Source organism: Plantactinospora sp. ZYX-F-223, from assembly GCF_039649625.1.
In the GTDB taxonomy this organism is placed as follows: Bacteria; Actinomycetota; Actinomycetes; order Mycobacteriales; family Micromonosporaceae; genus Plantactinospora.
This window is the reverse complement of sequence record NZ_JBDJAV010000020.1, coordinates 26,982-39,867: the sequence shown is the minus strand read 5'-3', so window position 1 is coordinate 39,867 and position 12,886 is coordinate 26,982. Positions and strand designations below refer to the sequence as shown.

Genomic DNA, 12,886 nt, shown 5'->3' with positions numbered 1-12,886 from the left:
CGCAGCGTGTCAACATGTTGGCCAACTCCGGCGCGGATCAACGGCTGGGCGACAGAAATCGTTACGGCAGGAAACATCACGGAAATTCGGGAGGTGTAGTGACTAGCGGGGTAGAGAGCCAGCGACGGTCACCCGATGCCGACCTGCCGGCCGCACTGCGGGTCCGGGGCCTCGACGTCACCTTCACCGGCCGGCGCGGCACCGTCCCGGCGGTGCGCGGGGTCGACCTCGACATCGCCGCCGGCGAGGTGTTGGTGCTGCTCGGCGAGTCCGGCTCCGGCAAGTCCGTCACCGCCCGCGCCGTGATGGGACTGCTCGACTCCGGCGGGGTGCAGGTCCGGTCCGAGCAGATCCGGGTCGCCGGGCACGACCTGACCACCGCCGGCCCGGAGCAGGTCCGGAAGCTGCGCGGCGAGACCATGGCGCTGGTCTTCCAGGACGCCCTCTCCGCGCTCAACCCGGTGCTCTCGATCGGCGACCAGCTCGGCGAGGTGTTCCGGATCCACCGTGGGCTGTCCCGCCGGGCCGCCCGGGCCGAGGCCGCCGAACTGCTCAAGCTGGTCGGCATCCCGGCCCCGGACCGCCGGGTACGCGACTATCCGCACCAGTTCTCCGGCGGCATGCGGCAACGGATTCTGATCGCCATGGCGGTCGCGCTCGGCCCCCGGCTGCTGATCGCCGACGAGCCCACCACCGCGCTCGACGTGACCGTGCAGGCGCAGATCCTGCAACTCGTCGACCGGCTGCGCGCCGAACTCGGGATGGGCGTCCTGCTGATCACCCACGACCTAGGGGTGGCCGCCGAGATCGCCGACCGGGTCGCGGTGATGTACGCCGGCCGGATCGTCGAGACCGGCACCGTGGCCGAGGTACTGGACGGGCCGGCCCACCCGTACACGGCGGCGCTGCTGCGCTCCGTACCCGATCTGGCGCAGCCCGGCGACCGGCTCCGGCCGATCCCGGGGAGCCCGCCGAACCTGCTGGCGCTGCCGACCGGCTGTGCCTTCCATCCGCGCTGCGACCGGGCCACCGAGGAGTGCACGGTGACCCGCCCGGAGCGGCGGCCGCTCGCCGTACCCGGCCGGACCGCCGCCTGCCACCACGCCGAGGAGGCCGTCGATGCCCCCGTCTGACCACTCGGCCGGGCCCGGCCCAGCCTCCTCCGGCCCGGCCGGGTCAACCCCGACGGTCGGTACGCCCGGCGTGCCGACCGCACTCTCCGCCTCCGCCGGCCCGAACACCTCCGGCCCGCTGACCGCCGACGTACCGACCATCGGCGAGCCGCTGCTGGTCGCCACCGGAGTCCGCAAGACCTACCGGGCCGGACGCGGCCTCGGCGGCCACTCCCGGGTGCACGCCGTGGACGGGGTGGACCTGACCGTGGCGGCCGGCGAGACCCTCGGGGTGGTCGGCGAATCCGGCTGCGGCAAGTCGACGCTGGCCCGGCTGCTGGTCGGGCTGGAACGACCCGACTCCGGCCAGGTCCGCTACGCCGGCCTCGACGTCGGCTCCGCCCGGGGCACCCGCCGCCGCGAACTGCGCCGCGCCGTCCAGATGGTCTTCCAGGACCCGGTTACCTCGCTCAACCCCCGGATGCCGATCCTGGACGTGATCGCCGAACCGCTCGACGTGCACAAGCTGGCCCGGGGCGCGACCGCCCGCCGGGACCGGGTCGCCGAGCTGCTGGAGATGGTCGGGCTCGCCCCGGACATGATGCGCCGGTTCCCGCACGAGTTCTCCGGCGGTCAGCGACAGCGGATCGGCATCGCCCGGGCGCTGGCCACCGAACCCCGGGTGGTGGTCTGCGACGAGCCGGTCTCCGCCCTCGACGTCTCGGTGCAGGCCCAGGTGGTCAACCTGCTCGCCGAGTTGCAGCAGCGGCTCGGCATCGCCCTGGTCTTCATCGCGCACGACCTCGGCGTGGTCCGGCACGTCTCGCACCGGGTCGCGGTGATGTACCTCGGCCGGCTCGCCGAACTCGGCCCGGCCGCCACCGTCTACCAGGACCCGGCCCACCCGTACACCCGGGCGCTGCTCGGCTCCGTGCCGGTGCGGCACCCGCGCGAGCGGGGCCGGGAGCGGATCGTGCTGGCCGGCGACCCGCCGAGCCCGGTCGACCCGCCGTCCGGCTGCCGGTTCCACACCCGCTGCCCGATCGCCCAGGACATTTGTGCCCGGGAGACCCCGGCGCTGCTCGTTCCCGAGGGCGACGCCGCGACCGTCGCCGGCGAGCGAATCGCCGCCTGCCACTTCGCCGGTACGCCGCTACCGGCTACGTCGTAGCCCGCAGCGCCGTTGGTCCGGCTCTTTGCTCGGTACACCTGGACACCAGAGGCGTTACGGCACGCGGATAACGCCTCTGGTGTCCAGGTCGGCGCCGGCCGGGACGGCGGAGCGGCCGGCTGCTCGTGCGGACGGCGACCGTGGGCACAGCGACGACCGTGGGCACAGCGGCGTCGGACGGTACGGCGGGTACGCCGTCCCGGCCGCACCGGCGGGCCGTACCCTGTTGCAGCATGGCCGCAGACCTGCTCGGCCCGGCGGAGATCCGGGAACTCGCCGCCCGGCTGGGTGTGCACCCGACCAAGAAGCTCGGCCAGAACTTCGTGCACGACCCGAACACGGTGCGCCGGATCGTCGCCGCCGCCGGACTGACCTCGGCTGACGTGGCGCTGGAGGTCGGGCCGGGGCTGGGCTCGCTCACCCTCGGCCTGCTGCCGGTGGCCGGGCACGTGCACGCGGTCGAGCTCGATCCGGTACTGGCCGGGGCGCTGCCGGAGACGGTGCGACGGCACGCCGGCCCGACCGGTGCGGCCCGGCTGACCGTGCACCCCGCCGACGCGCTGCGGATCACCGCCGCCGAGCTGGCCGAGCCGGCCCCGACCGCGCTGGTGGCGAACCTGCCCTACAACGTCGCCGTGCCGGTGGTGCTGCACCTGCTCGCCGAACTGCCCGCGCTGCGGCACGGACTGGTGATGGTGCAGAAGGAGGTGGCCGACCGGCTGGTCGCCGGTCCGGGCTCCCGGACCTACGGTGTCCCGTCGGTCAAACTCGCCTGGTACGCCGACGCGCGCGGCGCCGGCCGGGTCCCGCCGAACGTCTTCTGGCCGGTACCGAACGTCGACTCCGGGCTGGTCGCCTTCACCCGGCGCGAGCCGCCCCGGGCCGACGTACCCCGGCACCAGGTTTTCGCGGTGGTCGACGCCGCGTTCGCGCAGCGTCGCAAGACCCTGCGGGCCGCGTTGGCCGGCTGGGCCGGCGGTCCGGACCGGGCGGCGGCGGCGCTGGTCGCGGCCGGGGTCGATCCCGGCGCCCGGGGCGAGTCGCTGACCGTCGCGCAGTTCGCCGCGATCGCCGCGTCGGCCCCGGTGGCCGCCCGACCCGCCGAGTAGGCTGACGACGTGTGTGGCAGGAGGTGGCCGACGTGACGGCCGAGCCGGTGGATCCCGCGTCCTGGCGGCCGTGGTCACCTGACCCGCTCCGCCAGCGGCTCGCCCGGCCGCGGCTCCGGGGCATCGCTGCATGACCGAGGCATGGCGGCCGGACGACGAGGACGAACGTCCGCGCCGGAGGATGTCCGGCCCGGTCAAGGTCCGGGTACCGGCGAAGGTGAACCTCCATCTCGGGGTCGGGCCGCTGCGCCCGGACGGCTACCACGAGCTGAACACCGTCTACCAGGCGATCTCGATCCACGACGAACTGACCGCCCGCCGGGGTGACACCCTCACCCTGACCATGGAGGGCGAGGGCGCCGGTGAGCTGGCCCTGGACGAGTCCAACCTGGTGATCCGGGCGGCCCGGGCGCTGGCCGCGCACGCCGGGGTGCCGGCGCACGCCCGGCTGCACCTGCGCAAACAGATCCCGCTGGCCGGCGGCCTGGCCGGGGGGAGCGCCGACGCCGCCGCCACGCTGGTCGCCTGCGACGCGCTCTGGGGCACCGACCTGAGCCGGGACGAGCTCGCCGGGATCGCCGCCGGGCTCGGCTCCGACGTCCCCTTCCTGGTGTACGGCGGCACCGCGCTCGGCACCGGCCACGGCGAGACGATCAGCCCGATCCTGGCCCGCCCGGTCACCTGGCACTGGGTGGTGGCGATCGCCGAGGGCGGCCTTTCCACCCCGGCCGCCTACCGCGAACTCGACCGGCTGCGCGCCGAACACGCCGCCCCAGCACCGCTGCGTACCGCCGACGCGCTGCTCGCCGCGCTGCGTGGCCGGGACCCGGCCCGGCTCGGCCGGGCGCTCGGCAACGACCTCCAGGCCGCCGCGCTCTCGCTGCGCCCGGCGCTCGCCGAGACACTGAAGGCCGGCGAGGCGGCCGGAGCGCTCGCCGGCATCGTCTCCGGCTCCGGGCCGACCTGCGTCTTCCTGGCCGCCGACAGCGGTCACGCCGAGCGGGTCGCCGCCGAGCTGACCGCCTCCGGGCTGTGCCGGACGGTCCGCACGGCGTACGGGCCGGTCCCCGGCGCCCGGGTGAGCTGACCACCTGACTACCGTCTGAGTACATGGCCAACATCGTCAATCTGGACCGGGTCTCCAAGGGGTACGGCGCGGCGGGGCAGCTCCTGACCGACGTCTCCCTGGGCCTTTCCGACTCGGACCGGATCGGCGTCGTCGGGCTGAACGGCACCGGCAAGTCCACCCTGCTGCGGTTGCTGACCAAGGCCGAGGAGCCGGACAGCGGTCGGGTGACGCACCGCCGTGACCTGCGGGTCGCCTGGCTGCCGCAGACCCTCGTGCTCGACCCCGAGGCCCGGGTCCGGGACGTGGTACTCGGCACCGCCTGGCTCGACGAGGGGTTCGGCGCCGAGCACGAGTGGGCCGGCGACGCGGGCGTACGCGCGATCCTGGACGGGCTCGGCATGCCGTACCTCGGGCTGGACCAGCCGGTCGGGCCGATGTCCGGCGGCGAACGGCGGCGGGTGGCCCTGGCCGCCCTGCTGGTCCGCACCGCCGACCTGCTGGTGCTGGACGAGCCGACCAACCACCTCGACGTGGCCGGGGTGGACTGGCTGGCCCGGCACCTGATCGGCAAGCGCGGCGCGCTGGTGGTGGTCACCCACGACCGGTGGTTCCTGGACGCCGTCTGCACCGACACCTGGGAGGTCGCCGACCGGACGGTACGCGCCTACGAGGGCGGCTACGCCGCCTGGACGCTGGCCCGGGTCGAGCGGGAGCGGGTGGCCGCGGCCACCGAGGCGCGCCGGCAGAACCTGCTGCGCAAGGAGATCGCCTGGCTGCGGCGCGGCCCGCCGGCCCGGACCTCCAAGCCGCGGTTCCGGATCGAGGCGGCGAACGCGCTGATCGCGGACGTACCGCCGCCGCGCGACACCGTGTCGCTGCAACGGCTGGCCACCGCCCGGCTCGGCAAGCAGGTGTACGACCTGACCGACGTCACCCTGACCGCCGGCCCGAAGCTGATCCTCGAGAACCTGACCTGGCAGGTCGGTCCGGGCGACCGGATCGCCATCGTGGGCGCGAACGGGGCCGGCAAGACCACCCTGCTGCGGCTGCTGGCCGGGGTACGCGGCCCGGACGCCGGGCAGGTGCGGACCGGCTCCACCGTCCGGCCCGCCTTCCTGTCGCAGGAACTGGCCGAGCTGCCGGGCCAGCTGCGGGTACTGGAGGCGGTCGAGGAGGTGGCCCGCCGGGTCGTACTCGGAGACCGGGAGGTCAACGCGTCCCAGCTCGCCGAGATCTTCGGTTTCGACGACCGGCGGCTCTGGACCCCGGTCTCCGACCTCTCCGGTGGGGAGCGGCGCCGGCTGCAACTGCTCCGGCTGCTCGCCGCCGAGCCGAACGTGCTGCTCTTCGACGAGCCGACCAACGACCTGGACACCGACACCCTGGCCGCGCTGGAGGACCTGCTCGACTCCTGGCCCGGCACCCTGATCGTGGCCAGTCACGACCGCTATCTGGTCGAACGGGTCACCGACGTGGTGTACGGGATGTTCGGCGACGGCCGGCTGGTGCACCTGCCCGGCGGCATCGACGAATATCTTGCCCGGGCCGCCACGCCCGGCGGGCCGCCACCGGACGGGCGGAGCAACGGCACGGCCCCACCGGCCGCCGTACGGGTCGACGGCGCGCTCTCCGGCGGGGAGCTGCGGGCGGCCCGCAAGGAGCTGAGCCGGCTGGAGCGGCAGATCGGCAAGCTGGAGCAGCGCGAGGCGGCGCTGCACGACCAGATGGCCGAGCATGCCACCGACTACACCCGGATCGCCGAACTGGACGGCCAGCTCAGGGCGGTACGGGCCGAGCGGGAGCAGACCGAGGAGGCCTGGCTGGCCCTGGCCGAGCAGGTACCGGAGGGCTGAGCGCCGGCGCGGCGACGACGGCGGCAGCTGACCGGCGGGGGTGTGCGGCGTCACCCGGATGCCATGCGGAAGAATCTAGCCCCGACCCTCACTGGCAACGGCGTTGGAGACTGCTGATCATGGCCCACAACCCCGTCAACCATCCCGCGCGGCCGGTCTACCGGGCGATCGGCGGGCTGACCGGCCTCTACCTGGTGGCCTTCGGCGTCCTCGGCTTCGTCGAGGCCGGCGGCGGCGAGTTCTTCGCCCAGGACGACACCCTCGTGCTGGGCCAGGGGACCAACCTCGGCTACTCGGCGATCTCGACCGTGCTCGGCCTCGTGATCCTGCTCGCCACCCTGGTCGGCCGGAACGTCGACACGGCGGTCGACAAGTTCCTCGGGTACGGCCTGATGGCGCTCGGGCTCGCCGGGCTGGCGGTGCTGCGTACCGACGCCAACTATCTCAACTTCACCGTCGCCACCGCCATCGTGACCATGATCCTCGGTCTGGTCCTGCTGATGTGTGGCATGTACGGCAAGGTCGGCTCCGAGGAGGAGGCCAAGGCCTGGCAGGACGCCCGCCTGGTGCTCTGATCCCGGCGTTCGCCGGGCAATCCCCTCCGGCCCGGGTGACAATCCGGTAGGAAAGTCGCCCACCGGCAGCGAGGAGGGGCAATGGCGCATATTCCAATCAACCATCCGGCGCGGCCGGTCTACCGGGTACTCGCCGGGCTGATCGGCCTCTACATCGTGGTCTTCGGCGTCTTCGGACTCTTCGAGACCGCCGGGCACGACTTCTTCAGCCGGGACAGCCACTGGGTGTTGGGGCTGCGGACCAACATGGCGTTCGCGCTGGTGTCGGTGATCTTCGGGCTGGTGGTGCTGTTCGGAGCGGTGCACCGGGGCAATTTCGGGCACCTGATGAACCTGGCCATCGGGGTGGTCTTCCTGGTCGTCGCCCTCGCGATGATGACCGTGCTGCAGACCGAGGCGAACATCCTCAACTTCTCGATGTCGACGGTCATCGTGTCGATGCTGTTCGGCCTGGTCCTGCTCGCCACCGGCCTGTACGACAAGGTCGGTCCGCCGGAGCACGCCGAGACGGAACGCGAGATGCGCAGCAGTTCGAACGCCCGCCCCGGCCGCTGAACCCGGCCCCGCCGGCCGCTCAGCGGGTCCGGCGGGTGAGCAGGGTCGGCTTGGCCTCCAGGTGGGACAGGCCGTTCCAGGCCAGGTTCACCAGGTGCGCCGCCACCGTCTCCTTGCGCGGCTTGCGTACCTCCAGCCACCAGCGACCGCTCAGCGCCACCATGCCGACCAGGGACTGCGAGTAGAGCTCGGCGAGCTTCGGGTCGTAGCCCCGGCTTTTGAACTCGGCGCCCAGGATGTGCTCGACCTGGTGCGCCACGTCGTTCATCACGCTGCTGAAGTTGCCGGTGGCGGAGAGCACCGGAGACTCCCGGACCAGCACCCGGAAGCCGTCGGTCTCCTCCTCGATGTAGTCGAGCAGGGCCAGCGCCGCCTGCTCCAGCAACTCCCGGGGATGCCCGGCGGTCAGTGCCGTGGTGACCCGGTCGAGCAGGGCGCGTACCTCCCGGTCGACGACGACCGCGTAGAGGCCCTCCTTACCGCCGAAGTGCTCGTAGACCACCGGCTTGGAGACCTTGGCGCGGGCGGCCACCTCCTCGATCGAGGTGGCGTCGAACCCGCGCTCGGCAAAGGCCTGCCGGCCGATCGCGATGAGCTGCTCTCGGCGCTGGGCCGCGGACATCCGTACCCGGGAAACGGGCTTGGCGGGCGGCGGCGGTGGCGTCGGGGCCGGGACCTGCCGGCGCCCGATCCCGCGGGTGGTACGCGGACTGTCTGTCACCTCGTTATCCCGCTGCCGTCCCGCGATGCCGCGCTGACTTGTGTCGTCCCTGGTGGTGCCCTCGCTGCGCTCGGTCACCTGGCCATCCTGCCAGGCAGACGCTCGTGGCCGGGTGCCCGGGCGCGTCGCGGGTCAATGCGACGGTGTTGATTTGAGCAGTTTCGCGGCGACCCGCTCGGGCTTCGGCCACCGCACGTCGTACGCGGCGCCGACCTTCTCGAAGAGCCAGATCGTCCGGGCCGTGATGTCGACCTGACCGCGCAGTACGCCGTGCCGGGCACAGGTCGGGTCGGCGTGGTGCAGGTTGTGCCAGCTCTCGCCGAAGGACAGGATGGCCAGCGGCCAGAAGTTCGTCGCCCGGTCACCCTCGCGTACCTCGAAGGGTCGCTCGCCGTAGACGTGGCAGACGGAGTTGATCGACCAGGTGATGTGGTGCAGCAGGGAGACCCGGACCAGGCCGGCCCAGAAGAACGCGGTCAGCGCGCCCTGCCAGGACCAGGTGACCAAACCGCCCAGCAGCGCCGGGGTGAGCAGTGAGAGGCTCACCAGCAGCGGGAAGAGCCGGTCGACCCGGCTGATGTCCTTGTCGGCGAGCAGGTCGGGGGCGAACCGCTCGCGGTTGGAGAGTTCCCGGTTGAACAGCCAGCCGACGTGCGCGTGGAACAGCCCCTTGGTCAGCCCCCACACGCTGGCGCCGAACCGCCATGGAGAGTGCGGGTCGCCCTCGACGTCGGAGAAGGCGTGGTGCCGGCGGTGGTCGGCCACCCACTGGGTGATGTTGCCCTGGACGGCGAACGAACCCGCGACCGCCAGGGTGACCCGCAGCCAGCGCTTGGCCTTGAACGACCCGTGCGTGAAGTACCGGTGGAAGCCCACCGTGATGCCGAGCCCGGCCACCACGTACCACACTCCGGCGATCGCGATGTCGGTCCAGCTCAGCCACCCGCCCCAGGCCACCGGTACGGCGGCGAGCAGGGCGAGGAAGGGGATGATGACGAAGGACCAGAGGGCGACGAGGATGCCCTTGGACTGGACGCCGTCGGTGAGCGGCTTGGGCCCCTTCTTGGCTTCGGAGGCCGGTTGTTCGAGCAGGACGGAGGACATGGCACCTCGCTGAGCGTAGGGGGAAGACTGATAACTTACGCCTACGTCACCGTAACCTACGCTCTCGTAGTCTGCCATGGACGCGAACTGGGAATCCGCTGTCAGCCATCGACGGATCTTGTCGTACACGGGTCCTAATCTCCAGGTCATGGTCGATCCGCTCGCTGCCGAGGCGCGTCGTCTGCGTACCGTCGAGCTGCTGTCCGCGCGAGAGATCCGGCGACGGCTCGGCATCGGCAAGGATCGGTTGTCGGCGTTGCTGGGGGATGTTCCCCCGCCGGAGTGGACGAAACGGCCCAACGCCAAGGACGAGTTGCGGGCCCGGGCCGTCGAGCTGCGCGGGGCGGGCCGCTCGGTGCCGGAGATCGCCGACGAGCTGGGGGTGGCGAAGTCGACGGCGTATCGGTGGGTCCGGCACCTGCCGCTCGACCCCGCCCCGGAAGCCGAGGCGCGGCGCCGGGCGCACGCGCACAGGATGTCGGAGGCGCGCTGGGCGCGGCATCGCGTCGCCCGGGACGCCGCCGAGGCGGACGCGCACGCCCGGGCGGCCGACGAGGTCGGTCCGGTGAGCGGCCGTGAGGGCCGCGCTCGGCGGCGACGCCGAGGGGGTGGGGTCGACGGAGGGCGAGGCGCTAGGCTAAGGCCGCTACACCTTCGGCCGTGGTGTAATTGGCAACACCCAAGATTTTGGTTCTTGTGTTTCAGGTTCGAGTCCTGGCGGCCGAGCTCCTACTCCAGCCCGTCTGGGCGGTTTGTCCGGCCGAGAACCCCCGAACCGCTCCACGGAGTACGGCTAGCATGAGGCCGCAAACTGCCAGTCGTACGACGGGAGCATTCTCGTGTCCCAGCCCCGCCTCCGCACCGTCGTCGTCCTCGCCGCCGGTGAGGGCAAGCGGATGAAGTCGGCGCTACCCAAGGTGCTCCATCCGATCCTCGGGCGTACCCTGCTCGGCCACGTGCTCACGGCGGCCGCCCCGGTGTCGGCCGACCGCACGCTGGTGGTGGTCGGCCACGGCGCCGACCAGGTCACCGCGCACCTGCGCGACGTCGCCCCGTACGCCGAGCCGGTGCTCCAGGCCGAGCAGCACGGCACCGGGCACGCCGTCCGGATCGCCCTGGAGAGCGCCCCGGACGCCGGTGGCACCGTGGTGGTGCTCAACGGAGACGTACCGCTGCTGCGGCCGGAGACCGTCACCGAACTGGTCGCCGCGCACGAGGCAGCTTCAGCGGCGGCGACCGTACTCGCCGCCGAGGTGGCCGACCCGACCGGCCTGGGCCGGATCGTCCGGGGCGCCGACGGCGGGCTGGAGCAGATCGTCGAGGAGCGCGACGCCAGCCCGGCCCAGCGGGCGATCCGCGAGATCAACGCCGGGATCTACGCCTTCGACGCCGCGCTGCTGCGCGACGCGCTGGGCAAGCTCTCCACCGACAACGACCAGGGCGAGGAATACCTGACCGACGTCTTCGGCCAGTTCGCCGCGACCGGCGAGACCGTGGCGGTGCACGTCGCGGCGGACGCCACCGAGACGCTGGGCTGCAACGACCGGGTCGAGTTGGCGGCGCTGCGCCGGCTGCTGCGGGACCGGGTCAACGAGGGCTGGATGCGCAGCGGAGTGACCCTGCTCGACCCGGCGACCACCTGGATCGACGTCACCGTCACGCTGGGCCGGGACGCGGTGGTCGACCAGAACACCCAGCTCTGCGGCGCCACCACGGTCGGTCCGGAGGCGGCGGTCGGCCCGGACACGACCCTGATCGACACCACCGTCGGCGCCGGCGCCACCGTGATCCGGGCGCACGCGGTCGGCGCGGCGGTCGGTCCGGGCGCGAGCGTGGGGCCGTACGCGTACCTGCGGCCGGAGGCGACGCTGCGGGAGAAGGCGAAGGTCGGCACCTTCGTCGAGGTCAAGAAGTCGGAGATCGGCGAGGGGGCCAAGGTGCCCCACCTGACGTACGTCGGGGACGCCACCATCGGGCCTCGGGCCAACATCGGCGCCGGGACGCTCTTCGTGAACTACGACGGGGTCAACAAGCACCACACGGTGGTCGGTGAGGCGGCGTTCGTCGGCTGTGACACCAGCCTGGTCGCGCCGGTCGAGGTGGGCGCCGGGGCGTACGTGGCGGCGGGCAGCGCGGTGACCATCGACGTGCCGCCGGGGGCGCTCGCGGTGACCCGGGCCCAGCAGCGCAACATCGACGGCTGGGTGCTGCGCCGCCGGGCCGGCACGAAGTCGGCGGCGGCCGCGGAGCGTGCCGGACAGGGGGCGCCGGGCGCAAGCGAAGGTGAGCCACTGCACGGGGGCTCCGTAGCGGGTGAAGGTCGTCCGGCCTCGGGAGATACTGCAACCGAATAGTCTCTGGCCCAACGCCGGGTGACCCACCGACAAACGGGAGCAGACGAGCCGATGGGCAGCATCGTCGCCGAAAATCGCAAGAGTCTGATGCTCTTCTCCGGAAGGGGATTTCCGGAGCTGGCAACGGAGATCGGTGAGGTGCTCGGGGTGGCGCCGACACCGTCCGACGCGTACGAGTTCGCCAACGGTGAGATCTTCGTACGGTTCAAGGAGTCGGTGCGTGGTTCGGACGCCTTCGTGGTGCAGTCCGTCACGCACGGCGTGAACAAGTGGGTCATGGAGACCCTGATCATGATCGACGCCTTGAAGCGCGGCTCGGCCAAGCGGATCACCGTCGTGTTGCCGTTCTATCCGTACTCCCGGCAGGACAAGAAGCACCGCGGCCGGGAGCCGATCTCGGCCCGGCTGGTCGCGGACCTGCTCAAGACGGCCGGCGCCAACCGGATCCTCACCGTGGACCTGCACACCGCGCAGATCCAGGGTTTCTTCGACGGGCCGGTGGACCACCTCTTCGCGATGGACATCCTGGCCGAGTACGTCCAGCGCAAGTACGCCGGCCGCCCGATGACCGTGGTGGCCCCGGACTCGGGCCGGGTACGCGTCGCGGAGCGCTGGACAGACCGGCTCGGCGGCTGCCCGCTGGCGTTCATCCACAAGACCCGGGACCCCTCCAAGCCGAACCAGGTGGTGGCGAACCGGGTGGTCGGGGACGTCGAGGGTCGGGTCTGCCTGATTGTCGACGACATGATCGACACGGGTGGCACCATCTGCAAGGCGGCCGAGATCCTGCACGAGGCGAAGGCCGCGGACGTGCTGGTGGCCTCCACCCACGCCCTGCTCTCCGACCCGGCGACCGAACGGCTGAAGAACAGCCGGATCAGCGAGGTGGTGGTGACCAACACCCTGCCGCTGCCGCCGGAGAAGCAGCTCGACAAGCTCACCGTGCTCTCCATCGCGCCGCTGCTGGCCCGGGCGATCCGCGAGGTCTTCGATGACGGCTCGGTGACCACCCTCTTCGGTGGGCTGAGCTGACGACTGCCCGGCGGACCGACTCGACGCTGCGCCGGGTCGGTCGGCGGTCCCCTCCGACGGCGCGGGCGTGTGGCTTGCGGGGGTGCCGGGAGACGGAATTGGCGGATGGCGAATGGCGCCAACCCGCCTGGGCGGGGACCGCCGCGAAGCCGCATCGGGGCTCGGGTAGACTGGTGCGGTTGCCACGGCGAGGGTGCCCTGCGGGCCGCTGAAGCAAGCGCCGCACGGATG

Annotated in this window: 11 protein-coding genes, 1 tRNA gene and 1 pseudogene; 11 read left to right on the top strand and 2 right to left on the bottom strand. The window is 72.4% G+C overall.

Features of this window, described 5'->3' with window-relative positions; genetic code table 11:
• The first annotated feature begins 98 nt into the window (after positions 1-98).
• The 7 genes from AAH979_RS20870 to AAH979_RS20840 all read left to right on the top strand — a co-directional run bounded on the left by AAH979_RS20870 (position 99) and on the right by AAH979_RS20840 (position 7,444).
• A complete protein-coding gene (locus tag AAH979_RS20870; RefSeq protein ID WP_346259799.1) occupies positions 99-1,133 on the top strand; it encodes an ABC transporter ATP-binding protein in 1,035 nt (344 codons plus the stop codon).
• Complete coding sequence (locus AAH979_RS20865) at positions 1,120-2,283, top strand: ABC transporter ATP-binding protein (RefSeq protein ID WP_346259798.1); 1,164 nt, start codon at positions 1,120-1,122, stop codon at positions 2,281-2,283. The genes AAH979_RS20870 and AAH979_RS20865 overlap by 14 nt, the downstream gene beginning before the upstream one ends.
• Positions 2,284-2,516: 233 nt before the next feature.
• Entirely contained in the window at positions 2,517-3,392 is an 876-nt protein-coding gene (gene rsmA / locus AAH979_RS20860) for a 16S rRNA (adenine(1518)-N(6)/adenine(1519)-N(6))-dimethyltransferase RsmA (protein ID WP_346259797.1), read from the top strand.
• A 130-nt stretch (positions 3,393-3,522) separates the two neighbouring features.
• Positions 3,523-4,479 (top strand): 4-(cytidine 5'-diphospho)-2-C-methyl-D-erythritol kinase, encoded by a 957-nt coding sequence (locus AAH979_RS20855; protein WP_346259796.1) that lies wholly within the window; start codon positions 3,523-3,525, stop codon positions 4,477-4,479.
• 23 nt (positions 4,480-4,502) lie between these two features.
• Positions 4,503-6,314, top strand: coding sequence for an ABC-F family ATP-binding cassette domain-containing protein (locus AAH979_RS20850; RefSeq protein WP_346259795.1), 1,812 nt, complete (start codon positions 4,503-4,505; stop codon positions 6,312-6,314).
• A gap of 119 nt (positions 6,315-6,433) precedes the next feature.
• The gene (locus AAH979_RS20845) at positions 6,434-6,889 is read left to right on the top strand and encodes a DUF4383 domain-containing protein (RefSeq protein WP_346259794.1); all 456 of its coding nucleotides are present in this window, start codon (positions 6,434-6,436) and stop codon (positions 6,887-6,889) included.
• A gap of 81 nt (positions 6,890-6,970) precedes the next feature.
• Entirely contained in the window at positions 6,971-7,444 is a 474-nt protein-coding gene (locus AAH979_RS20840; protein ID WP_346259793.1) for a DUF4383 domain-containing protein, read from the top strand.
• Between the two features lie 19 nt (positions 7,445-7,463).
• Here the strand turns inward: AAH979_RS20840 and AAH979_RS20835 are convergent, their stop codons facing one another.
• Both AAH979_RS20835 and AAH979_RS20830 read right to left on the bottom strand, forming a co-directional pair.
• Positions 7,464-8,066, bottom strand: coding sequence for a TetR/AcrR family transcriptional regulator (locus AAH979_RS20835; RefSeq protein WP_318397763.1), 603 nt, complete (start codon positions 8,064-8,066; stop codon positions 7,464-7,466).
• A gap of 231 nt (positions 8,067-8,297) precedes the next feature.
• The gene (locus AAH979_RS20830; RefSeq protein ID WP_346259792.1) at positions 8,298-9,269 is read right to left on the bottom strand and encodes an acyl-CoA desaturase; all 972 of its coding nucleotides are present in this window, start codon (positions 9,267-9,269) and stop codon (positions 8,298-8,300) included.
• 76 nt (positions 9,270-9,345) lie between these two features.
• Between AAH979_RS20830 and AAH979_RS20825 the strand changes: the two are divergent.
• From AAH979_RS20825 to AAH979_RS20810, 4 genes and pseudogenes are all read left to right on the top strand, one after another.
• Positions 9,346-9,675: pseudogene (locus tag AAH979_RS20825) on the top strand (helix-turn-helix domain-containing protein); the annotation flags it as partial.
• A 248-nt stretch (positions 9,676-9,923) separates the two neighbouring features.
• Positions 9,924-9,995, top strand: a tRNA-Gln gene (locus tag AAH979_RS20820).
• A gap of 113 nt (positions 9,996-10,108) precedes the next feature.
• Positions 10,109-11,623: a bifunctional UDP-N-acetylglucosamine diphosphorylase/glucosamine-1-phosphate N-acetyltransferase GlmU gene (gene glmU, locus AAH979_RS20815; protein ID WP_346259791.1), complete on the top strand. Its 1,515-nt coding sequence runs from the start codon at positions 10,109-10,111 to the stop codon at positions 11,621-11,623.
• Positions 11,624-11,674: 51 nt separating this feature from the next.
• Positions 11,675-12,655 (top strand): ribose-phosphate diphosphokinase, encoded by a 981-nt coding sequence (locus AAH979_RS20810; RefSeq protein WP_318397708.1) that lies wholly within the window; start codon positions 11,675-11,677, stop codon positions 12,653-12,655.
• Positions 12,656-12,886 lie beyond the last annotated feature (231 nt).